This window comes from Bartonella sp. AC329YNZD, from assembly GCF_042196685.1.
Classification (GTDB): domain Bacteria; phylum Pseudomonadota; class Alphaproteobacteria; order Rhizobiales; family Rhizobiaceae; genus Bartonella.
On record NZ_JBHIQS010000014.1, the window covers coordinates 1 to 23273 of the forward strand.

General features: G+C 37.3%; 21 protein-coding genes. 8 read left to right on the top strand and 13 right to left on the bottom strand.

Annotated features, from left to right (window positions below):
• Window positions 1-248: 248 nt before the first annotated feature.
• The 12 genes from ACFIMW_RS06900 to ACFIMW_RS06955 all read right to left on the bottom strand — a co-directional run bounded on the left by ACFIMW_RS06900 (window position 249) and on the right by ACFIMW_RS06955 (window position 7792).
• Window positions 249-1007 (bottom strand): type IV secretion system protein, encoded by a 759-nt coding sequence (locus tag ACFIMW_RS06900; RefSeq protein ID WP_375608582.1) that lies wholly within the window; start codon window positions 1005-1007, stop codon window positions 249-251.
• Window positions 1004-3475 carry a VirB4 family type IV secretion/conjugal transfer ATPase gene (locus tag ACFIMW_RS06905; protein WP_375608583.1) on the bottom strand — a complete coding sequence of 824 codons (2472 nt, stop codon included), beginning with the start codon at window positions 3473-3475 and terminating at the stop codon, window positions 1004-1006. Before ACFIMW_RS06905 ends, ACFIMW_RS06900 begins: the two co-directional genes overlap by 4 nt.
• A gap of 2 nt (window positions 3476-3477) precedes the next feature.
• Window positions 3478-3786: a type IV secretion system protein VirB3 gene (locus tag ACFIMW_RS06910; protein WP_375608584.1), complete on the bottom strand. Its 309-nt coding sequence runs from the start codon at window positions 3784-3786 to the stop codon at window positions 3478-3480.
• 12 nt (window positions 3787-3798) lie between these two features.
• Window positions 3799-4110: a conjugal transfer protein gene (locus tag ACFIMW_RS06915; protein ID WP_375608585.1), complete on the bottom strand. Its 312-nt coding sequence runs from the start codon at window positions 4108-4110 to the stop codon at window positions 3799-3801.
• 137 nt (window positions 4111-4247) lie between these two features.
• On the bottom strand, window positions 4248-4559 hold the full coding sequence (gene trwL, locus ACFIMW_RS06920) for a VirB2 family type IV secretion system major pilin TrwL (protein ID WP_375608586.1): 312 nt from the start codon (window positions 4557-4559) through the stop codon (window positions 4248-4250).
• Window positions 4560-4693: 134 nt separating this feature from the next.
• Window positions 4694-5002, bottom strand: coding sequence for a VirB2 family type IV secretion system major pilin TrwL (gene trwL / locus ACFIMW_RS06925; protein WP_375608587.1), 309 nt, complete (start codon window positions 5000-5002; stop codon window positions 4694-4696).
• 137 nt (window positions 5003-5139) lie between these two features.
• Window positions 5140-5457 (bottom strand): VirB2 family type IV secretion system major pilin TrwL, encoded by a 318-nt coding sequence (gene trwL / locus ACFIMW_RS06930; protein ID WP_375608588.1) that lies wholly within the window; start codon window positions 5455-5457, stop codon window positions 5140-5142.
• A gap of 136 nt (window positions 5458-5593) precedes the next feature.
• Window positions 5594-5914 carry a VirB2 family type IV secretion system major pilin TrwL gene (gene trwL, locus ACFIMW_RS06935; RefSeq protein ID WP_375608589.1) on the bottom strand — a complete coding sequence of 107 codons (321 nt, stop codon included), beginning with the start codon at window positions 5912-5914 and terminating at the stop codon, window positions 5594-5596.
• Between the two features lie 117 nt (window positions 5915-6031).
• Entirely contained in the window at window positions 6032-6343 is a 312-nt protein-coding gene (gene trwL / locus ACFIMW_RS06940) for a VirB2 family type IV secretion system major pilin TrwL (RefSeq protein WP_375608590.1), read from the bottom strand.
• Window positions 6344-6460: 117 nt separating this feature from the next.
• Window positions 6461-6778 (bottom strand): VirB2 family type IV secretion system major pilin TrwL, encoded by a 318-nt coding sequence (gene trwL, locus ACFIMW_RS06945; RefSeq protein ID WP_375608591.1) that lies wholly within the window; start codon window positions 6776-6778, stop codon window positions 6461-6463.
• Complete coding sequence (gene korA, locus ACFIMW_RS06950) at window positions 6741-7040, bottom strand: KorA family transcriptional regulator (RefSeq protein WP_375608592.1); 300 nt, start codon at window positions 7038-7040, stop codon at window positions 6741-6743. Before korA ends, trwL (ACFIMW_RS06945) begins: the two co-directional genes overlap by 38 nt.
• Before the next feature lie 125 nt (window positions 7041-7165).
• Window positions 7166-7792 (bottom strand): hypothetical protein, encoded by a 627-nt coding sequence (locus ACFIMW_RS06955; protein WP_375608593.1) that lies wholly within the window; start codon window positions 7790-7792, stop codon window positions 7166-7168.
• Between the two features lie 742 nt (window positions 7793-8534).
• Between ACFIMW_RS06955 and ACFIMW_RS06960 the strand changes: the two genes are divergently transcribed.
• On the top strand, window positions 8535-8822 hold the full coding sequence (locus ACFIMW_RS06960; RefSeq protein ID WP_375608594.1) for an H-NS family nucleoid-associated regulatory protein: 288 nt from the start codon (window positions 8535-8537) through the stop codon (window positions 8820-8822).
• 1993 nt (window positions 8823-10815) lie between these two features.
• On the opposite strand, the gene ACFIMW_RS06965 is transcribed toward ACFIMW_RS06960, so the two are convergent.
• Window positions 10816-12093 carry a ubiquinone biosynthesis hydroxylase gene (locus ACFIMW_RS06965; protein WP_375608595.1) on the bottom strand — a complete coding sequence of 426 codons (1278 nt, stop codon included), beginning with the start codon at window positions 12091-12093 and terminating at the stop codon, window positions 10816-10818.
• A 744-nt stretch (window positions 12094-12837) separates the two neighbouring features.
• Here ACFIMW_RS06965 and ACFIMW_RS06970 point away from each other — a divergent pair.
• The 7 genes from ACFIMW_RS06970 to ACFIMW_RS07000 all read left to right on the top strand — a co-directional run bounded on the left by ACFIMW_RS06970 (window position 12838) and on the right by ACFIMW_RS07000 (window position 22567).
• Window positions 12838-15279 carry a DNA translocase FtsK 4TM domain-containing protein gene (locus ACFIMW_RS06970; protein WP_375608596.1) on the top strand — a complete coding sequence of 814 codons (2442 nt, stop codon included), beginning with the start codon at window positions 12838-12840 and terminating at the stop codon, window positions 15277-15279.
• 853 nt (window positions 15280-16132) lie between these two features.
• A complete protein-coding gene (locus ACFIMW_RS06975) occupies window positions 16133-16255 on the top strand; it encodes a hypothetical protein (protein WP_375608597.1) in 123 nt (40 codons plus the stop codon).
• Between the two features lie 112 nt (window positions 16256-16367).
• Window positions 16368-16976 (top strand): outer membrane lipoprotein carrier protein LolA, encoded by a 609-nt coding sequence (locus ACFIMW_RS06980; RefSeq protein WP_375608598.1) that lies wholly within the window; start codon window positions 16368-16370, stop codon window positions 16974-16976.
• A gap of 33 nt (window positions 16977-17009) precedes the next feature.
• Complete coding sequence (locus ACFIMW_RS06985) at window positions 17010-17819, top strand: exodeoxyribonuclease III (RefSeq protein WP_375608599.1); 810 nt, start codon at window positions 17010-17012, stop codon at window positions 17817-17819.
• Between the two features lie 66 nt (window positions 17820-17885).
• A complete protein-coding gene (locus ACFIMW_RS06990) occupies window positions 17886-19364 on the top strand; it encodes an efflux transporter outer membrane subunit (protein ID WP_375608600.1) in 1479 nt (492 codons plus the stop codon).
• Window positions 19361-20584: an efflux RND transporter periplasmic adaptor subunit gene (locus tag ACFIMW_RS06995; protein WP_375608601.1), complete on the top strand. Its 1224-nt coding sequence runs from the start codon at window positions 19361-19363 to the stop codon at window positions 20582-20584. Before ACFIMW_RS06990 ends, ACFIMW_RS06995 begins: the two co-directional genes overlap by 4 nt.
• Before the next feature lie 3 nt (window positions 20585-20587).
• On the top strand, window positions 20588-22567 hold the full coding sequence (locus ACFIMW_RS07000) for a MacB family efflux pump subunit (protein ID WP_375608602.1): 1980 nt from the start codon (window positions 20588-20590) through the stop codon (window positions 22565-22567).
• Window positions 22568-23273 lie beyond the last annotated feature (706 nt).

The following is a 23273-nucleotide window of genomic DNA, read 5'->3' on the forward strand; positions in this document are numbered from 1 at the left end:
AGTTTTTGTTATTTTGTCAATTTCAGTGAAAAGTTGCGTGAACAGCGTGAAGTTCATGGCATTCCTCTTTAATGAATCTCATTTCTTATATGATTTTCTAAGTATTTTTCGTTGAAATTTTTTTTAGAATGGTCTTAAATTTTATAAGGCCCTTTCAGTCTATGAGAGAGAGGTAAATATATGCATTAACTTTTCTTTTTACGAGCAGAAAGGAAAAATAATATACAAAATATTGGTAATAAAACGCTTTATCTAATAAATCTTATGGTAGGCATTTTTGTATTTTTACTGTTCAAAATTCTTGCGTTATGCTTGCCTTTTTGTTGTTTGATAAGTGATTGTTCAGAGTTGCGTAAATGTGTGACCATATATAATTTTGTTGTTTCGTTTTGAATCATTGCTAGCGTTCCAATAATGTGTGATTGCAATTCAGCAATACCTTTTAAGTCTTTTGTTTTTTCGATTTCGTTTAATAGTTTTTCAATTTGTGTAAAACGATTTTTTGTTTCTTGAAAAGTTTGCAAACTTACAGCTTTATCCACGAGAGATGCATATTCAATACGTTTAGCGATAGCATCACGAGATTCTTGGAGAGAGGTAAGAATTTCTTCTTCTTTTAAGATATTTGCAAGTGATGCGGATATAGTTGAATAAGTATTTTTATTGTAGAGTGTTTCTGGATCTTTTAGAAAAAAACTGGTATTATCCGTTTGCTCCGTTTTGAGTTTTTTTATGCCAAATTGTCGATTTTCTGTTATTGATTGGTGTGTTTTTCTTGCTTGCTCAAGCTGTTGTTTTATAAGTTGTATAATTTCTATATAATGCTGAGGCATAGAAGGCTTTTTAGATGAATGCTTTTTAGTTGCTTTTCTTGGATTTCCCCAAGACAAAGAATTCGAAATTTCTTCTGCCAAAGTTGCGGTTCCAAGGCCAAAACTCCAAGCCATCGCTAAGCTTGGTGTTCCTAACATTATTGCTAATGCTATTGAAATGACTTGTTTCTTCATGTTTCCCTCCTGTCATTTTTTATGTGCTGTAAGAAAATTGGTAACCATATTGCGGGATCATCACCAACTTCCGTGATAATGCTTTCGACCAACTCTGCGTTATCAGGCGTACCTGATAACACCAAGAGTTCGTCACTAAAGTCATGTTCGATGGTTTCTCCATCGCTTGTTATATGGAATTTACCGAGATTTAGCTCTGCAAGTGCGGATTGGTCTCCCTGCTTAATGAGGAATTGACGACTAAATTCACCAAGCCCTTTAACGAGTTCAAACTCAGTATCTGTTAATTTAAAGCCTTTTGTGTAATCTTCATAATTTGCTTTGGGATTGGCTAGAAAAATGTAAGTTGCACATTGTTGAATGAGTGTTTTGGCAATATTACTTTCCAAAGCATCGCTAGGCTCTTGTGTTGCGTAAACAAAAATACCATTTTGCTTACGGATAGTCTTTTGTTTATTTTTTGCCAAATCTTCAAAGTATGGGTCTTGCAACGGCTTCCAAAATTCATCAAAGATATACATAAACCGTTGTCCGGTAATCATGCCTTCTGTACGATAAAGTAAATACATCATCACTGGAGTACGAGTCTCTAGATTATCTAAGAATTCCGTGATATCAAAGCCATAAATTTGATGTGTTGAAAGATCAAGAGCATCATGAGGATTATCAAACAACCATCCATAATCACCACCTTCACACCATTTTAGTAAGCGAGCGTGAACAGACGGGTGTGCGTTATAATCACTCAAATGTGGATTTGGTAAAAATTGCACCAGAAAAGACAAACGACGCAGCGATTGGTCAATGTTACTACTCATAACAGACATAACGGCTTTGTTAATTTCCTCCTCATCGTGATGTGTGATTTCGCCACCAGCTTCTGCTAATTTTTTAACAAATTGTTTTAAGAAAATCAGATTCTCTTGTGTGGGAGGAAGTTGAAATGGATTAAAGCCACTTGGCTTACCTGGCTTGAATGTCAGATATTTTCCATTCATCGCTCGAATGGCAATTTCCATACCACGATCTTTATCGAAAACAACAGTTGTTGGCTTAAACTTTTGCGCTTGTGCTAATAAAAAGCCGAGCAGCACAGTTTTACCAGATCCAGATTGTCCGATAAGTGCGGTGTTACCGAGTAATCGTTTATCGGTTGAATCCTCTTCAAGTCTGGAGGCATGAAAATTGAAATAAAGCGGCGTTTTACTGGTCGTTTTAAGAATTGTGACGGCTGGTCCCCACGGGTTACCTGTGGGTTTTCCTGACATAAAATTATGAAAAGATGAAAATGATAAAAAGTTCAGTGATGTAATTGGAGCAGGACGGGGCCTCCATTTCCAATTGCCAGGAAGTTGTGCCCAATAGCCAGCCTCTATCGCTAAATCTACATGTTTAGGTAATACCGCAACGTCTAAGAGTGCTGCACTTGCTTTGGCCATATGGTCACGAACTTGTTGAATTGTATCACCATATATGGTTAATGTACAGTGATGCTCGCCCATAACAAAATGCCCACTGACAAGCTGATTGAGTGCTTCGTCAATTTGTTCAATTTGGCTCGTTGCTACATCTCGTGCATCAATAAGATTACGCTGATGTCGTTGTAAATAGTCTTTAGCAGCATGTCGGGAGAGCACCGAAAAACTCTGCGTCAATACAAACTCGAAATCACTTTCCAGCAAAACATTCAATTGTCCTGGTTTGGTTGTTGCGTCGTATTCTTTAATTTCCAGCATTCCAAATCGACGCATTCCACTGATTGTTCGCAGTTCACCAAGAGCACCCCATTTTGAGAAAAAAGGTCGATTGATAGACATATAGTCAGAAAAACGGTCATGGCAAATTGGCATAGGGCGACATTCGCCATTGACAAGCATTCCGAGGAATTCAAGTGCAGAAGAATAAGCATGGCCATTTTTTTCATAAGTACCAAGAAGTTCTGCACCATAATGCTTTAATGATTGGCCTAAAGTACGATTAATGTCATTGAGTTCTTTGATACATAAGTCTTGTCGCATCTTTTTTTGATCAAGCGTTTCGCGCTCATGTTGAGAAAAGAACGACATAATTTTATCTGCTATTGGTTGGAAAACGATAGTCAGATACAGATCGTTAACCATCAGATTATAACCAGTAAAGCTTTGTCGATATTTTTCATCAAGCTGATAGCAAAACATTTGATCAAATGTTGAATCAGGATACTCATAAACACGACGGCGTACAATATGCGTCCAAAATGATAAATTAGCCGATGCAATACCCCGTAGAGTATTATTAAACTCTTTTGTCCATTGAAAAATATCTTCTTCTGAAGCACTTTGATGCGAGCGTCCGTCAATTTTCCAAATTGACAAATATTCCGCATTCTTCGTAGAGATAATCGTATCTGTAATATGATGTGAATAGGGAAGGAACAGGCTTACAGGTGTCTCTGATGCGAGACGTTTGCTGCTTTCAACAGCTGTCATGCTTATCTCCTTTTACTATAATTAGAGGGACTATAACTCGATGCACCCCAAAAGCTTTTATTGCGATTGCGAAACTTGGTATCGATCCATAACCACCAGATACGGAATGCTTTGTCATCGTTTTTTGTAATTTGCGCCATAACGAACCATAATGGCGGGGCTATAATCCACAAAAAGATATTTATTGTCATAGCAATAACAGCGACCCCCATAACCATAACAATAAGCGGCATCATAGGGACACCCCACATTGTTGGAACACGTGTCGCTCCCTTGAATAATGGGAATGATTTCTGTTCTTGTGATTTCATGGAATGTCCTTGTTATTGGATGTTAAATAATATGTGGCTAATATAGAAGGCTGCACCAGCAATAATGACACTGAATGCCCACCGTATGAATGTAGATCTTGCAATGATGCGAAGTATATAAATAAGCAAAAGAAATAAAAGAATGATGGCAGCAGCAATAGGAATAACCATACTTAACCCATATTGCATCCCTATAAAAATATCTAAGCTTTTTGTTTCCGTTTGAGCATATGCAGATTGAGTTATTAAGCACACAATTAAAACGATAACAATAATACTAATATTGTTGCACGTTTTTGCTTGAAGAATATTTGATTGCTTCATATCTTTTATTCCTATTTAAACTGAAGGTGTTATGAATAACATTTCCTTTTTTGCAATATGTTTATATTATTGTTGGTGCAAACCTACAATCGATAGATATGCTTAAACATTCTGTGTTTTATTAATTATGGTTGATTTCAATTAGGTTTGAATAACATTGCAACAAGTTGGGTTGCTGAGCCAGCAATGATAACGCCGATTGCCCACCGTATAAATGTATCTTTTTCGATGTAACGCCCTGCATAGCCAATTGCTAAGCACAAAAGGATGACGGCTGCAGCAACAGGAATAATGTTATTAATAAGATCGTCTCTTAGAGTCTCTAAAGCTGTTTTAGCCTTGCCTAGGTTTGCATATGCAGGATGCGTTATAAGAAAGGTACTTGTAGCTACAGAAACTGCAGCGATTCTTTTTTTACTTTTTAATTGGAAATTAATGAAGTTTTTCATGTTTTACTCTTAAATTAACGCCTTTATGAATATTTTGCATTTCTCATTACAAGAAGAATGGTATACTGTTATGTTGACAATCACTAGATATAAGTTCTTACTTTAAAAATACTTTGTATTATAACAACTTATCCTTAGCCTTTGAATAGCATTGTAACAAGTTGGGTTGCTGAACCTGCGATAACGACCCCGATTGCCCACCGTATAAATGTATCTTTTTCGATGTAACGTCCAGCATAGCCAATTGCTAAGCACAAAAGGATGACGGCAGCAGCAACAGGAATAATGTTGTCAATAAGATCTGTTTTGAGATTTGTTAAAGCATCTTTAGCATTTTTTAGTTCTGCATATGCAGGACGTGTTATAAAAAAGGCACTTGTAGCTACAGAAATTGTAGCGATTCTATTTTTGCTTTTTAAGTGAAGATTACTTATTTGTTTCATATTTTTTACTTTATCTCGAGTAAAGACGCCATGAGCACACTTTATTCTTTTCAACATGTACTATCTTAATTGCTAAGACATATATAAATTGACAAATATTTAAGAATATTATGTGTTATACTGGCACGTAGTTATTTTCATTTACCTGCGAATAAAAGCGAAGCAAGTTGGGTTGCTGAGCCAGCGATAATAACGCCAATTGCCCACCGTATAAATGTATCTTTTTCGATGTAGCGTCCCGCATAACCAATTGCTAGGCATAAAAGTATAACGGCAGCAGCGAGAGGGATAATGTTAGTTGTAAGGTCTGTTTGGAGACCTTCTAAAGCTTTTTTAGCAGTATCTAGTTTGGCTTGTGCATATACAGGATGCATTATAATAAAGGCACTTATAGCTGAAAAAAGTATGGTAATTTTATTGTTACTTTTTGATTGGAGATTAATGAATTTTTGCATGTTTTCCTCTTATTAATACTTCAAATCATATTTCACATATCCAATATAAATGAAACTGCTATTAGTTTATTTACAATTGATGAATAATTTTACTTTTCATATAAACATTTTGTATTATATATTGTTATAGTTAAATTTAACCGGCTGCACCTGTGAATAACAGTTTAGCAAGTTGGGTTGCTGAGCCGGCAATGATAACGCCGATTGCCCATCGTATAAATGTATCCTTTTCGATGTAGCGTCCTGCATAACCAATTGCTAAGCACAAAAGGATAACGGCAGCAGCAACAGGAATAATGTTTGCAATGAGGTCATCCCGTAAAGCTTCTAGCGCTGTTTTAGCTTTTCCTAAAGTTTGTTGGGCATACACAGGAGAACCCATAACGAATACAGCTATGAATGCAGAAATCGCGATAACTTTATTATTATTTTTCTGAAAGCTAATTAATCTCTTCATGTTATTTTGTCTCATTAAATTGTGGTTAGCATAAATATCTTTTTGCGGGACAAAAAATAATTTATTGCATAATAAAAATACTGAAATTTAAGTTTTTTCTTTTATAAAAGAAACATTTCATGGTTTAAATAATAAAGCGACAAGCTCACCTGCTGAACCTGCGATGATGACACCGATTGCCCACCGTACAAATGTATCTTTTTCAATATAACGCCCTGCATAACCAATTGCTAAGCCCAAAAGTATAACAGCAGCAGCGATTGGAATAATTCCAATCAATTCTGTCTTGAATTTATCTAAAGCATTTTTGGCATTTTCTAACTTTTGTGCTTGAGCACACACGGGATGTGCTAGAAAAAAAGCAACCATTATTGTCGCATTTGAGATGCCTTTATTAACTGCTCTTTGAAAGATATTTGATTGTTTCATATTTTTTACCCCAATTTAGATCACAGTTGATATGAATAGTTTATTTTTCTGATATGGTTTTTATTGATATAGATAAAATCTTTGGAATTCAGGTTTCTCTTTGAATAAAAAGATGTTTTATGGTTTTGTGAATAACATACCCACAAGCTCACCTGCTGAACCTGCGATAACGACACCGATTGCCCATCGTACAAATGTGTCTTTTTCGATGTAGCGTCCTGCATAACCAATTGCTAAGCATAATAGTATAACGGCAGCTGCGATAGGGATAATCGTTGTTAATTCTTTTTGAAATTCGCCTAAAGCCTTTTTTGCATTTCCTAAACCTTGTGCTTGGGCCCATACAGGATGAGTCATAAAGAATGCAATTAAAGTTACAGAGATCTGAGTTGTTTTATTACGAACTATTGTTTGAAGAATATTTAATTGTTTCATGTTTTTCATCCTGATTAAGATTAAAACTCCCATAAATAACCCCTCGTTCATGAAGAAACTTAAAGAGATATTTTGGATCAGCCCAAGTTCTTAGTTTTCCTCTTTGTGTAAGAAGCGTATATTTATTTGGCTTTCCGGTGATTGGATCATCGGCAACAAACGTAAAATACCATTCCTTTTCCGAGCGCATCACAATTGTAATTTCTCGTGCTGCTTTCTGATTAAATGCTATATCAACGCTGTTCTGTTCTATCATTTTCATTTTTTGCCCTCAATTAGAAGAGATTTTATCTAATCTTACTAATTAGAGCTTTAATATTTCTTTATCTACTTTTCATTGTAATATCCTATCAAAATTTTAGTTTTAATTTGTGATAACATCAATCATCACTCTAGTTGCTTTCTTAATGAAGAAGAATTCTCCGTTGCAAAAGCATCATGAGTGCTACTTGCTTTATGTGTAAATACATCTTCTAGTTCTTCTTTGGAAAGAGCTTCTGTCTTCGTTGTTTGTCTTTGTTCTCTTTCATGAATTTCTATATATTCTTGTGACGTTTGATCATCTACAAGATGAGAAGTTTTTACTTCAAAAAATGAAGAAATCTTCTGCATATAAAGGTTATTTAAATTTCCTATATTGTAGAAATTTAGCGCGGACTGTAATGTATCCTCTTTAGAGTTATATACAAATGCTGTTGGTTCATAGTGGTAGGTTAAAGCGGTTTGTTTAGCTTTAAGATTTTTGCAAAAACTAAATGTGTCAAAAAGAAAAAATGATTCCACATCTACGACACCACTTTGTTCCAAGTTTACGTCAAAATTATGTTTACTTTGTTTAAATTGTCTACTTGTTGCACTTCCTTTTTTAAATGAAAATGATTGACGGAATAATTTATTATTATCTGTTATATAAACATTATCCCGCGCTCCTTGTTCGATGAGGGCTAAAAATACTGGGCAGGGGGTATTGGATATGTATGCAGCAGCAAACATTGTGAAGTCTGAGACAATCATCAGCAATACACCTTATTATGAAAAATTTTATGGATACAAATGCCAATTCTGTGTGGTGCTTTTTGTTGCCGTCTTTTGATTTTATAAATTTGCAGAATGGGATTGTTTAACTTAGAATATTCTTTGTGATTATTGAACTGTTCTTTTCTAAGAAGATGTCTAATATATGCCAATATCCAACCAATAAGGTCAATGTGAGGGATAAAATAGGACACATTACGCCAACCAATATTATTGGACTTATGGAAAAAAGCGCTGCTTTTAAGCAAGAATGATCGTTGAGATTTTAATGAAGGGACTTGTTTTATACAATTTTTTAGGTGCAAAAATCTTTTCAAAAAACATTTATACGAAGTAAAAAGCCATTGTACTTGAGGGGGTCTCTTATTCTCATAATAAATTACACCACCATTATAGGAAGAGGGCTTGTTCTTTGTCGCATATTGCCATAGTTTATAGAATAGCGATTTATATTTACCTTTGACTACTGACTCATGAGAGTCAGAGAGGTGTGATGGTGTTTGTGCACTGTACTTACCAGTTCTCATGATTGAACTGAAAAAATATACAGTGCTGGTAATTGATATACCAATAAACAGCTTTTTGTAGTCCAAAGCACATCTCCGTCAAAGTGATATATTTATCGTAATTTTAATTTCGATAACAAATAGACGAAAATCGTCTATAATTATGTTTAAAATATGGCAAAGAGTAGTTCTTTTTTGCAAGGGGAGTAATTAAGGTGAATGATCTCAAAAATATGAATTTTGATGAACTACAAGAGATGCGTACACAAATCGATGTGGAATTGAAAAAACGGCAAGCAAAGGAAAAGCAAAATGCGCGGCGAAAAATTCTTGAAATTGCTAATGCTCATGGAATTGATATCGCTGATCTTGTAAATAAAGAGCGTCATTATCGAAATCCTAATAACCAATGGGAGTTATGGAATGGGCGGGGACGTAGACCTAAGTGGATTAAAGAGTGGTTGGAAAATGGGTATACACTTGATGAACTAGAAGTAACATAACACATGTGTAATATTACAAGATAAGGGAATACTAAAAATATGAATGCAAGAAGTATGCTCTTTTTGATCATTTGATATACAAAGATAATAAACGGATGTAGAGTATTGAGTGATCGAATAAGACGATAGGGAGCATGAACCAATGTATTTAAATGAAAAAGGTATTGTTGTAATAAATTGGCATCATCATTAAGCTTGCCAGCTTAAAATGCTGTAATTTTACTCTTAACATTTAATGGAATCACGTCCCTCATATAAAATAGAACGCTATTGTGCTGCACATGTGCGTGCTTTTTTAAGAGATATGTCTTAAAGCTCGTTACACCTATTTCATGATGGAGCTCGTGTGGGATATAAGGATAAAGCGCTACCAGGAAGGATATAAAATTTAATAGAGCATTCTCATCTTTACACTTAATAAAAGAAAAAGCTGGCAGCATCTATACTGCGTCAGCTCTTGGATATTATGACATTTTTTGGTGTTGTGAGAACTCTGTGTGCGAGAGCTCTTAGCACTTGGGAGAGTGAGGCTTTTTACGCTTTTTTTCATGTTTTCACTCCCACGTTATTCCTGCTTATGACGTGTCAGAGTGTGATTTTGGTTACTTCAATATATAGAGATTTGAAATGAGAGGGGTTAACAATATTTGGGGTTTCTTATTCAAGTTGAAAACGATAAATGATCCTTATAAATCAATGCATTGATTTTAAGAGGAGCATTTTACCTCCTTTTTTATAGTTTTACTGACGTTGCTTTTTTTAGTCTGTGCACATAAATGGGTTTTATTGATTCCTTACAAAAAGGATTGAAATAAGAAAATTGATTGCGTCAGGATTCTAATCCAATACGTAAAATGATAATTTTATCAATCAATATGTTGTTAAATTAATATCCTTATATTTTTGAAATAGGTTTTGTAGAACAAGAGCTTTATGTTTTTCATAGATTTTGTTTAGTCTTTTTTTGTAAGACTATATATGTGAGACATTCACTTTATTTATTATTCGTATAGTAGATGTGAGTAAGTGTGTTGAAAATGGAAATTTTCTATGGCTAGTATGGGTTTTAATAGAATTTTATGACATATTTCTAAGTGTTTGTGATTAAAATTCATTGATATGCATGTATGTATCAGGAATAAAGAGTGCATTGAAAATGAAAAGATTGAGCATTTTTTATTTCTATCTGTTTTCTTTTATGGTGCAAAAATAGGGGTAATATGCAAGTTTACAATTATATGTGATGATATAGAGTGCGGAATACTTGGTTGTATATCAGAGTTTTTGAAATTGTGGCATTTCCATATAAATTGAAGGATTTGTCGTAAAATAGAACGAAACGGGATGCATTTGTGTTGCCAATTTACATGCTTTTTAAAAGAAATATTTTCAATGTAACTAAGCTCATTTTATGACACTGCTCGTGAATAATATAACGTATAAGTTCTCCTATGATCATATAAAATCTATCGTGCACCACCATCTTTATTTTAGTAATAGGATGTAAGGTGGTACTGTTACACACTTTGCCAATTTCCATGTTACGGATAGCTTTTTGCACTTGAGAGTGTTCATGAAAGGCGTTTTATTGCTTTCTTTAAATTGTTTTATCTATACGCCAATTCCGCTTGTGATATGCAAAAGACATAATTTTGATTATTTCAATATATACAGATTTGAAATTAAGAGTATTTTACAATCTTCAGAGTTTTCATTCAATATGAGAACAATGAGTTATTATTATAAATAATAAATGTTATGTGCTAAAAAGCTTTGTTTATTTTGTTATGCTGTGAAAGAGCGTCCTTTGAGGTGTGATGATACAACCTCCTTGAAATATTAAATGTTTTTTTCAGTGTGTTATGAATATTCTTAAAGGATGACTTGTTTGTCGAGTCTTAATGTTTAAATAAAATGTGTGAGGGAGAGGTCAAGGGAAACATTCGATAAAAACCCGCACTGTAAACAGATCAAGTCGAGAGGGAATTTTTTCTTAAAGTGGGAAGCCGTGTAGAAGACGTGGGGCATTTGGAGTGAGTCCGGCAGCTTCTTGAATGAAGTATTTTTTTATTTTTGGCGCTTGATTAATGATTCCAAGGCCGGTATCGCGGAGTATCCGTAAAAGAAGGCTATCATTAGAAAAGAGTTTATTAAGCCAATCATTGCTTAAAGCCATACGGACAATTTCAAAACGTCTCCAGCTTTGATAGCGTTCTAAAGCTGTGAGAGAGCCAATGTCAAGACCTAGTCGTGCTGTTTCAATAATCACTTCAGCCAGCGCAGCGCTATCGCGTAATCCTAAATTGAGTCCTTGTCCTGCAATGGGGTGGATGGTATGGGCGGCATCGCCAACGAGAGCAAAACGTGGTTTAACGCATTGACGTGTTAAAGAAAGGCTCAAAGCAAAAGCTTGACGTTCGCCATTCCAAGATAGTTTTCCTAATCGATGGCCGATGCGTCTTTCGAGTTCTGTTTCAAAAATAAGTGCATCCGCTTTGAGATAATATTGCGCAGTTTTATGGTCTTCATTCCACACAATAGCGGATCGGTTGCCTTTGAGAGGGAGAAGAGCGAAAGGGCCAGCAGGTAAAAAATGTTGAATTGCTTGACCATAATGGGGTTTTTCATGTTCAATTGTGCAGATAATTGCTGTTTGTTTGTAGGGATGAGAAAAGTTTCTAAGACCTGCTTTTTTGCGTAATTTCGAATGGGCTCCGTCGGCTGCAATAAGCAATTTTGTTTGCCAAACCTCTTCATTATTTAGAGTGACGGTTATGTGTTGGTCTTCTTGATGAAAATCAATGACACGCGTGTTTGCAATAACAGGGATATTGAGATCTTTAGCACGTTTTTTTAAAGTGTTGATGAGTTCTCTATGTTCTACCATAGCAGCAAAGGGTTCATTGGGGGTGATATCGCCTTCAAAGGTTAAAAGAGCGGGTTTGACAGGGTCATTTGTCCCTGTATCTGTGATGATCATTGAACGAATGGGTTGCGCATAGGGCTCTATAGGTTCCCAACATTGTAATTGTTTTAACATACGAATAGAAGCAGCAGCAAGGGCAATGGTTCGTATGTTAGAAGCAGGGGTATCTCCTTGTGGAGCAGCATCAACGATTTTTATTTTCAGATTAGGGGCTGTTTGCTTGAGTGCTATCGCTAGGGCTAAACCGACAGCCGCCCCTCCTGCAATGAGCAGATCACATTGTTTAGTTTTATGAGATTTAATTTTTTTATTGGGTTGTACATCTTTATTGCGATTAGAACACACAATTCTTCTTCCATTGTTTATAGTTTGCTTTCTTTTAAAAAGAATATCTTTTTACATTGCCTAAAATATCTTAACTTTTACTTTTCTCTCTGCTTTACAAAAACGAGATTTCTTTTTAGCGCCAATCTGATGACAGATTGGTTTTTCAGAGTTTTTCTGCTTAATTATTTATGTGATTCATCTTACAGATTTATCGGATAAGCTTTTTTAAATATCTTCTTCAATTCTTTTTACACTTGGTTGATAAAAAAGAAAACTAAAAATAAACAAAGATGGTCGTGTATTTTTTTAAGTTGTGTGAGTTACTTCAGTATGCTTGTCCTGAAGGGGGACATTTCGTTAGTATGATAGATAAAAATAGATAAAAAATTGTGGTCATTCGTGATGGTTAAAACAGTATTCATATTTCGCCGTTATCATGATGTAGCGTAAAAAATATTATTTGTTTAAGAAGGTGCCTATAGCACCCATGTAACACTTTACACATGAGGTGTTTTTGGGTTGATCGTGTGATAAATATTCAGGGAGAGCTTTTTTTGCGCCTTATGAAGGATTATCTCTTAGGGTGGTGGTATATGAATGATATGAAGTGGTTAGAAGGTAGAACGCACTAGATAAGAAGTCGGATTGTTTACAGGCTATTTGTTTACAAATTGGTACAGAGTTTAAGCTTCATCCTTTTTTAAGAGAGAGAGGGAGTTATAACTCTTTAAAATATAAAAGTTTTGTATTTGGAATTGATAGATGCACCGAAGTTCTTCTCCTTATGATTCATTAGAAGTGCGAAATTCTCAAGGTTCGCGTCTTATTGAGATGTTTTTACGTCAGATAGGAGTATTTATTGGGCTCGGGCTTTTGGGCTTTATTATTTTTTGTGTGTTTGCTTTGGCGACGTGGAATGTTGCGGACCCATCTTTAACTCATGCAAGTACAAATGAGGTTACAAACCTTATGGGGTGGATGGGGGCAATTTTTTCAGATTTTATTATGCAGTTTTTTGGCTTGGCAAGTCTTTCTGTTTTGTTGCCACCGTTATTTTGGTCTTTTCTCTTGTTGGCGCAAAAGAATATCTACAATTTGACTTTGCGCTTTTTTTTATGGGTGCTATCAACGATTTGTTTTTTAATTGCTTTTGCTCTTATGTCACCTATTACTTCTTTTACTTATTGGCCATTGCCAATGGGATTGGGAGGGGTTTTAGGAGATAAAGTTTTAAGTGTTGCTTCTTCAGTCTTTCCTCTTTTTCTTTCTCCTCCTTACACGGTGTTTTTCAGTGTTGTTTTTATTCTTTTAGGTTTTTTCACCGCTGCTTTTGCTGGTAATGTAATATGGCGGCGTCGAACAAAGAAAAGAAAAGAAAAAAACATTCCAAAAGACGAAATCATTAATCCAGTCTTTGAGTTGGAAGAAGATACGGAATATGCCACAGAGGAGGATCGTGAAAATCATGGTTTTTTTGCGACAACTTGTGGCGCTCTTTTGCATCTTTTTTATTTTTTACAAGCGCGTTTTTTTCGTTTATTCTGTTTCAAAAGGCGTTTTCAGAGTAAAGGGCAAGGAAAGCCATTTGATCGGATTGAGCCAACTTTTTTAGGTGAAAAAGTAAAGCGTGAGGAAAATCAAAATAAAGCTTATGTTTCTCCTGTTAAAAATCGAAAGTCTTTAACAGGTTCTTCAAATGGTGGCTTTGTTCTTCCACTTGTAGATTATCTTTCGGTTCCACCACCGTCTGTTAGGGATGCAAAACTTTCACCTGCTTCTTTAAAAGCAAATTCTCAGGAACTTGAAGGGGTTTTGTTAGATTTTGGGGTCAAAGGGAAAATTATAGATGCCTGTCCTGGACCGGTGGTTACTTTATATGAATTTGAACCGGCTGCTGGCATTAAGTCTTCTCGTATCATCAGTCTAGCAGATGATATTGCGCGCTCGATGCGCGCGATTTCTGCTCGTGTTGCTGTAGTTCCAGGGCGCAATGTGATTGGAATAGAATTGCCCAATGCAAAGCGTGAGATGGTTTATTTAAGAGAAATTGTGCAAGCGCAGGAGTTTATTGAAAGCAAAGCAAAATTGGGGCTTGCTTTGGGTAAGACAATTGGGGGAGAAGCTGTTATTGCGGATTTAGCAAAAATGCCTCATCTTTTGGTTGCTGGTACAACAGGATCAGGAAAGTCTGTTGCTATCAATACAATGATTTTATCTCTGCTTTATCGGATGACACCTGAGCAATGTCGTCTCATTATGGTGGATCCAAAAATGCTTGAACTTTCGGTTTATGATGGCATTCCTCATTTATTAACACCGGTGGTGACAGATCCTAAAAAAGCCGTCATTGCTTTAAAGTGGGCTGTTCGTGAAATGGAAGAGCGCTATAGTAAAATGTCAAAACTTGGCGTTCGCAATATCGATGGGTTTAATGCACGTCTCAAGGAGTCAGAAGGTCAAGGAGAGACAATGGTGCGTACAATTCAAGTTGGATTTGATCATGAAACTGGTGAGCCTCTTTATGAAACGGAAACGCTTGATTTTAGTCCTATGCCCTATATTGTTGTCATTATTGATGAAATGGCTGATTTGATGATGGTTGCTGGTAAAGATATTGAAGGAGCGGTTCAACGCTTAGCACAAATGGCGCGCGCTGCTGGTATCCATGTGATTATGGCAACACAGCGTCCTTCTGTTGATGTTATTACTGGGACGATTAAAGCCAATTTTCCTACACGCATTTCTTTTTCAGTGAGTTCAAAAATTGATAGCCGAACAATTCTAGGCGAACAGGGGGCCGAACAACTCTTGGGGCAGGGAGATATGCTCTTCATGATGGGAGGAGGACGTATTCAGCGTGTGCATGGACCTTTTGTTGCGGATGATGAAGTGGAGCAGGTTGTTGCACATCTCAAAGCGCAAGCACGACCTGATTATTTGGAAACAATTACGCAAGAAGTTGAAGAGGATGGTGCTGATGTTTCTTTGGCTTCTCCTTCAGAAGATGATCCCTATAGTCAAGCTGTTGCTATTGTTCTTCGTGACCGTAAGGCTTCTATTTCTTATATTCAACGCCGTTTAGGCATTGGTTATAACCGTGCTGCAACATTGATTGAGAGAATGGAAGAAGAAGGGATTATTAGTCCAGCAAATCATGCAGGGAAACGAGAAATTTTAGTCCCTGCTGAAGAAGAACGCTTTTGAAAAATCTTGATAATTGTTTTTTAATAATATCTTATAAAAATAGGTGGCTATCCTACTCTGCCGTAAAAAGTTGATATCATCATACATTGTTCCAGTCCTTGGTATTTGAGGCAATTCATAAGAAGTATTTTTATTCTTTAGCTTATATAATTTTTATCCATATGTCGGCCTTGCTTGTGATATGTAAGCCAATGATTCAATATGAGATAAGTATATGGTGAGAAAATCTTACGGTATTTGACATTATGATTCACGGTGAAAAATGATAATTTACCATTATAAATCAAGGTATAGATGTGAAATAATGTCATGTGAGGTGCTGTAGTATAAAAGTATGCAAGGCTTGATATATTAAGTGTTTTTTTAAGGCTGTATTGAATATTTAAGGTAGGGGTTATCAGCTTTATGTAAGGTGAAGCATATGGGGTGAGAAGCCAAGGGGAACCTACTAAAATCCAAACTGTTTATAGATCTGATCGGGTGGGGACTTTTATTCTTTTTGGTGAAGTCAAACAACCTTTTTGTTTCTGAAAAGAGTTTTCAGATTCGCAAAGTACTATGTTTAGTTTTTCATCGGTTCGTGTATTGACTATAATCTATGTTGTTTCAAAGATTATGGGTGGGGAAAATATATTATGCGTTTAGCAAATTAGCAGAAACGTAGGAATGTGAGTACTTGTGGGAGCTTCAAAGGCAGATTGTTTCTTTGGAAACAATACCGCAAACGGTTAAAGAATATAAGACGGATGTTTTGGGGGGGCTTCTTCTTGAGCAGATGATTATTGTCAAGCTGTTGCTGTTGTTCTTTGTGATGATTAGGCTTCAAATGCTTATATTCAACACTGTTTAGGCATTGCTTATAATTCGTGCGGCGACATTGATTGAGAAAATGGAAGAAGAAGGCGTCATTGGTTCAGCAAATTATGCGGGAAAACGGGAATTTTGTGGGGGGACTTTTGGAGAAGAATACTTTTAAAAATCTTTTGATAGTTTTTTCAAATAATATCTTTATCTTATAAAGCAGGGTATTTATTCATCATTTGTTGTTTATGATAAAGCCAATTAAGTATTGCTTGGGAGCATTTTTTATGAAAACGTCTTTTTTGTCGCAAAGAAGAGTCTTTGGGTTTGTGGGGATTATTGTCTTTTGGTGTTTAACTTTTCCTGCTTTTTCGCAAGCCTCTAATAAAGTGGCAAAGGCGCAGAATGTTGTGAACCATTTTGCGGCAATCAAAACAATGACAGGTGATTTTATTCAATTTAGTCCAAAGGGAAAGATGTCTCAAGGAACGTTTTATCTAGAGCGTCCAGGGAAAATTCGTTTTATTTACAAGAAAATGCCTTTACAGATTATTGCAGATGGTCAATTTGTGGGCATTAACAATCGGGCTTTGAATACTTGGAACTTTTCACAACTTTCGCAAACGCCAATGAAATTTCTGTTGGATGATAAAATTGACGTATCTTCTGGGCGTTTGTTGGCCTTTCGCGAAGATCCTGGGGCCGTGACGATTGTTTTGCGTGATCAGACGATTGGGGTAGGGCAAATAAGGATGGTTTTTGATTCTCAAGGTTCTGCTTTGCGGCAGTGGACAATTGTTGACCAACAAAATTTGGAAACTACTGTGCAGATTATGAATGTGCAGACAGGCGTTCGATTCGCTAATGGAATGTTTAAACTTCCTTCGCAGAAATGAAGAAATAGTGTCACGTTATTGAGATTAAAACAGATGTTTTTTCGTATTGCGACTTGGAATATTAACTCTATTCGTTTGCGTCTTGCACAGGTTTTTCAGTATTTGGAACTCTTTCCTGCAGATGTATTGTGTCTACAGGAAACAAAATGTCCAGATGCTTTATTTCCAGTGAGAGACTTTGAGGCAGCAGGATATAAGCATATCGCACTGAGTGGACAAAAATCTTATAACGGGGTGGCTATTGTTTCTCGTTTACCTTTTAAAAAGGTAGAAAAGCGTTTTTTTTGTCAAAATCAAGATTGCCGCTATATTTCAGTAATTGTGGAAGTCCATGGGAGAATCTTGCGGATTCATAATTTTTATGTTCCTGCTGGGGGAGATATTCCTGACGCTGATGTGAATGAAAAATTTCGTCATAAGCTTGATTTTTTAAAGGAAATGTCTCTTATCCGCGCAGATCAGGAAAAGGGGATATCTTCTCTTTTGCTGGGCGATTTGAATATTGCTCCTTTGGCAGAGGATGTTTGGTCTCATCAACAATTGTTGAAGGTTGTAAGCCATACCCCCATTGAAACCGAGCGTTTACAGGATTTGTGTTGTCAAGGTGGGTGGGTTGATCTTATGCGGTTGCATATTCCTGTTCCTACTAAACTTTACACATGGTGGAGTTATCGTGCACGCGATTGGGCGCTTACGGATCACGGGCGGCGGCTTGATCATATTTGGTCCTCTCCAGATTTAGCGCCTTTTGTGGTGGATCTTGCGACTTTTCGTGATGCACGCGGATGGGAACGTCCTTCAGATCATATTCCTGTGCAAACTGTATTTGATTTTACAAGTTAATTTTGAAATAAGAGGTAAATAAAGTATTAATATAAATAATGATTCTGAAAAAATGCGGGAGACTAGATGCATATCAGAAATCTCAAATGGGGCGCTTCTTGGGGATTGCTTTTTTGTGTCTTGCTTTGTTTTCTTTTGTCAGGATGTATGGTTGGTCCAAATTATCATAAGACATCTTTTCGTGTTCCAGCTCAATGGGGACAGAAATTTGCCCAGATATCTGGGCATTCAATTGCCCTTGCTGGATGGTGGCGACGGTTAAATGATCCAGTTTTAAATGCGTTAATGGATGAGGCTATTTCTGGGAATAATGATGTTGCAGTTGCTAAAGCCCGAGTTCGTGAGGCACGGGCGAGTTTAGGGCAAGCATTGGGATCTTTGTTGCCAAGTGCGTCAAATACAATTTCAGGAACCCGTAGCGGATCTGAACAATCTGGTGCATTGAGCCAATATCGTAGTGGATTTGATGCGAGTTGGGAGCTGGATTTTTTTGGTGGGCATAAGCGAGGCGTTGAAGCAGCACGATATGGTCTTGAAGCGGTGGTGGAAGATATGCGCGCTACCATGGTCATATTGTTAGGAGAGGTGGCAACAAATTATGTTCAAATACGCGGTTGGCAACAAAAGTTGTTGATTGTGCGGCAAATTGCTGCAACACAGCGCAAAACATATGAATTGATGCGTGCTAAATTAGCAGCAGGTGATATTTCTGAACTTGATGTTTCAAATGCAAAAGCGCAAATGGCCAATACAGAAGCCGATATATCTCAGATGGAAGCCAATGTGGCAATGAGTATGCATCGCCTTTCCGTTTTGACTGGTCATGTCCCTACGGCTTTGAAGGGACTTTTGCAAAACAATGCCAAACAAGTGAAAATTCCACAACCACAATGGCCAATATCAGCAGGAATTCCAGCAGATATTTTATTGTCGCGTCCAGATTTACGACGGGCAGAGCGCCAATATGCGCAAGCAACAGCCCGCATTGGTCAGCGTGAGGCAGAACGTTATCCATCCCTCACTTTAACGGGGAATATTTCAACAGCAGCAACAGCAATGGACCAATTATGGAAAAGTTCAACCATTGGCTGGTCTTTTGGACCTGGTCTTCGTTTCCCTTTCTTTAATGGAGGACAGATTGTTGCCTCTATTGCGATGGCGCGGGCACAGCGTGATCAGGCTTTTATTACTTATCGGGCGGCTGTATTGAGTGCTTTAGAAGATGTGGAAAACGCGCTTGTGAGATTAACAAAAGAACATCAGCGCCTTGAAAAGCTTGTCATTGCAAATAAAGCTTTTTTGCATTCTTTACAACTTTCACGAAGCCTTTTTGAAAATGGAAATATCAGCTTCCTTGAATTGTTAAATGCTGATCGTTCCTATTATTCTGCGCAAATGGCACTTAAAGATAGCCGTATTGCTTTAGCTACCCAATATATTGCTCTGATGAAAGCATTGGGGGGGGGATGGGATGGAGTCGTTGATGTGTCACGTCCGGAAGTTGTTGATGGTACATCCCATTCGCTTGTAAAGGTAGGGCAATGAAAAAAAATTTCATCAAAGATTTCATTAGAAAACACAAAAAACTTTCGTTATTTCTTATTTCTCTCTTCATTATCATCATTTTATTGTGGCTACGCTCTGTTTTTTTTGGAACATCCACACCAATATATATGACAGCTGTGGTGAAGCGTGGTGATATCGAGGAAAGTGTTTTGGCTTCTGGACTTGTGCGTCCTTATCGGTTGGTGGCGGTTGGGGCACGTGCTACGGGGAGGGTGGTTTCCATGCGCGTTCTTCCAGGCAGTGTTGTCAAAGAAGGAGATCTGTTGGCAGAAATTGATCCTACAGATCAAGAAAATGATCTGAAAAGAAAAAAAGCAGCTTTATCTCATTACTATGCGAATTTAGTGGAACAAGAAGCTTATCTTGCTCTTGCTCAGAAAAATTTAGCGCGGCAGAAAAAAATGATAGAATCGCGTGCAATTTCAAAAGCTAATCTTGATGATGCAGCAACACAAGTGAAAATACGCGAAGCGCAAATTGCTCAACTGCAACAGCAGATTGTACAAGCCAAAATTGATGTGGAGAGTGCAGAGGTTAATCTCGGTTATACGCGAATAACTGCTCCTTCGGCGGGAACCGTTTTGGCAACGGTTGTTGAAGAAGGACAGAATGTTAATGCTGTTCAGTCTGCGCCTACAATTGTTATTCTAGGCGATTTATCAAAGATGACAGTCAAAGCGCAAATTTCGGAAGCTGATATTCTTAAAGTTCATGCCGGACAACCTCTTTATTTTACGGTATTGGGCAATTCACACCGTCGTTATGAGGGCACTTTGGAAAGAGTCGAGCCGGCTCCTGAATCCATTCGTGCTGATGTGAGTATTAATCCTGGCGCAGGAGGATCTAGCTCTCTTGTGTCATCGGCAATTTATTATAATGGGGTTGTGCATGTTGATAATAAAGACAATTTTTTGCGAACCTATATGACCGCTCAAGTTCATATTATTCTAGGACGTGCTCAGAATGTTTTGTTGGTTCCAAGTGATGCTTTGCGTGATGAAACAAAAGAACACAAAGCATGGGTTTCACTTTTGGTGGGAAAAAATAAAGTGGTGGCAAAACAAGTGACTGTGGGGCTTAATAACAAAGTGATGGCAGAAATTGTTTCAGGGCTTCAGGAGGGGGATGTGGTTATTACCGGTTCACGCGATGGTGTGATGCCAGAAATCCCTTATGAACAGAGCGAAGATGAGAATTAAACTATGAAAGCAGAAAAAGCAGATACTGTTTTCGTTTTAGAAAATATTGTGCGCAAATTCCCTGCGGGTGAAACATTTGTTACTGTTTTGAAAGAGATTAATCTAACCATTAAACGTGGTGAAATGGTGGCGATTGTAGGGGCTTCCGGTTCTGGAAAGTCCACATTGATGAATATTTTAGGCTGTCTTGATCGACCAAGTTCTGGTCGTTATTGGATTTCAGGAAAAGAAATAGCTTCTCTTTCTGCTGATGAATTATCAGCTTTGCGGCGCAATCATTTTGGATTTATTTTTCAACGCTATCATTTGTTGAATGAACTCACCGCTCTTGGAAATGTTGAAATTCCAGCTATTTATGCGGGCTGTGCTCCAGATGTGAGAAAAAAACGTGCTCAGGACTTATTAACACGCTTAGGCATGGGAGAGCGAGTTAATCATCGTCCTAATCAGCTTTCAGGAGGACAGCAACAGCGGGTGTCTATTGCGCGAGCATTGATGAATAATGCGGAGGTTATTCTCGCTGATGAGCCAACAGGTGCTTTAGATAAACATAGTGGTCAAGAGGTGTTGCGTATTTTGGATGAGCTTCATCAAGAAGGGCGCACCATTATTATTGTAACGCATGATATGCAGGTGGCTGAAAAAGCAGATCGTATTATCGAAATCAGTGATGGGGAAATTATTTCAGATACTGTATCAAAGGGTAAAAAAACAAAGGTTGCGTCTTATATTCAGGAAAAGCAAAATTTGAAAGATCAAAAAACATTAGGTTTTTTTCGTTCTTTTGTTGAACGTTTTCGTGAAACATTTGTTATGGCTTTGTTAGCTATGAATGCCCATCGTATGCGGACTTTTTTAACAATGCTCGGGGTGATTATCGGTATTGGAGCAATTATTGCCATGGTGGCTTTGGGGACTGGCACGCGGGAAAAAATACTGGAAAATTTTAAAAGTTTGGGCTCCAATACCTTGACTATCTTTCCTGGGAAAAGTTTTTCTGATCCACAATCAGAGAAGATAACCAGTCTTGTTGAAGCGGATGCAGAAGCTCTTTCTGGCTTGCCCTATGTTTCTGGTGTAACGCCTCAGATTTCAGCAAGTTCTACGATTCGTTTTGGTTCCGTTGAAGCTAATGCTGTAATTGCTGGGGTGGGAGAACAATTTTTTCAAACACAAGGGCTTAGAGCTGTTGAAGGACAATTGTTTGATCAAAAAAGTGTGAGTGAAAGGGCTGTTGATCTCGTTATTGAAAAGGAAGCCGTTTCTGTTCTTTTTCCTCATAGCCATGAGAGTCCACTTGGAAAAGTGGTGCATGTGGGAAAGGTTCCTGCACGTATTGTGGGGGTGGTCGATCCGCAAAATAATGGAGGTAACTCAAATACGTTGCAGATCTATTTGCCCTATACAACCGTGCAAACTCGTTTTCTTGGGACCACGCAGGTTCGTGCCATTATGGTTAAGATTACTGATGAGATTGATTCACATTTAGCAGAGACTATGGTGCGACGTTTTCTCATTATGCGCCATGGAGGGGAAGATTTTTTTATTAGAAATTCCGAATTTTTTCGTGAACGTATCATGGAGAGTACGCATATTTTAACGCTTTTAGTGTCTTCAATTGCAGCAATTTCATTGATTGTAGGGGGGATTGGCGTGATGAATATTATGTTGGTCACGGTTTCTGAGCGGATCAATGAAATTGGGGTGCGTATGGCTGTTGGTGCACGGCAGAGTGATATTTTGCAACAATTTCTCATTGAAGCAATTTTAGTGTGTATGATTGGAGGCGGTTTAGGAATCCTCTTTGGATTTTCTATTGGAGGCTTATTTTGGCTCTTTAAGGCACCTATCCACTTGGTTTATACAATTGATTCAATTATTGTATCTCTTACTTTTTCGACACTTATTGGGATATGTTTTGGCTTTTCGCCAGCGCGACAAGCTTCACGGCTTGATCCTGTTGTTGCACTCTCGCGTGATTAAGCGGTTATCAATTTAAGATATATTGGTTGTTATATCAACTTGAACGAAACATTTATGAAGCAAAATATGGATGGGAAAAGTTTAGCATTATTTGCTGCTTTCTCCTAAAAAATGCTGTATTTGTTAAGTGGAATCCTACTAGACCATGAAGTTTATAGCACAACGCATCATGTGAGATGTGGTGGTATAGGGTGTGTAAGCTTCCTTGAGGTATTAAATGTTTTGGGAATACTTTGTGAATATTCTTCAACTTTTCTTATCGCACCTTTGCAAGTGAATCCCATTAAGCAGAAAGCTAAGCGGAATCCGCTAGAATTGAGACTGTTTACAGACTGGATTTCTTTAAGAATCCCTGTCTTTTCAGATGTGTAAAGGAAGCTAAATGAAATATAATGCGCGCTGACTTTTAAGATTTAATCTAAAGAAGCGGGGGGAAGTGAAGTGTATATCTTTTAACAAACAAAAGAACAAAAAAGCAAGTCAAGACAAAAATAGCTTAAAATCCACCCCTCCAAAAAAACAACTGGTATACGAGGCGTGTTAATCTATAGAGTTTCCCTTTTGTTTATTCGTAGACTGGTTCTTTTTTTCACACATTGTATGGCAATAGAAGGAACGTTCGTATGAATAACCTTTGGTTTGGGATTCTTTATAGCTTTATGCGATGGAGATATAGGTTCCTGCGAAGCTTTAGATTTGTATGGAG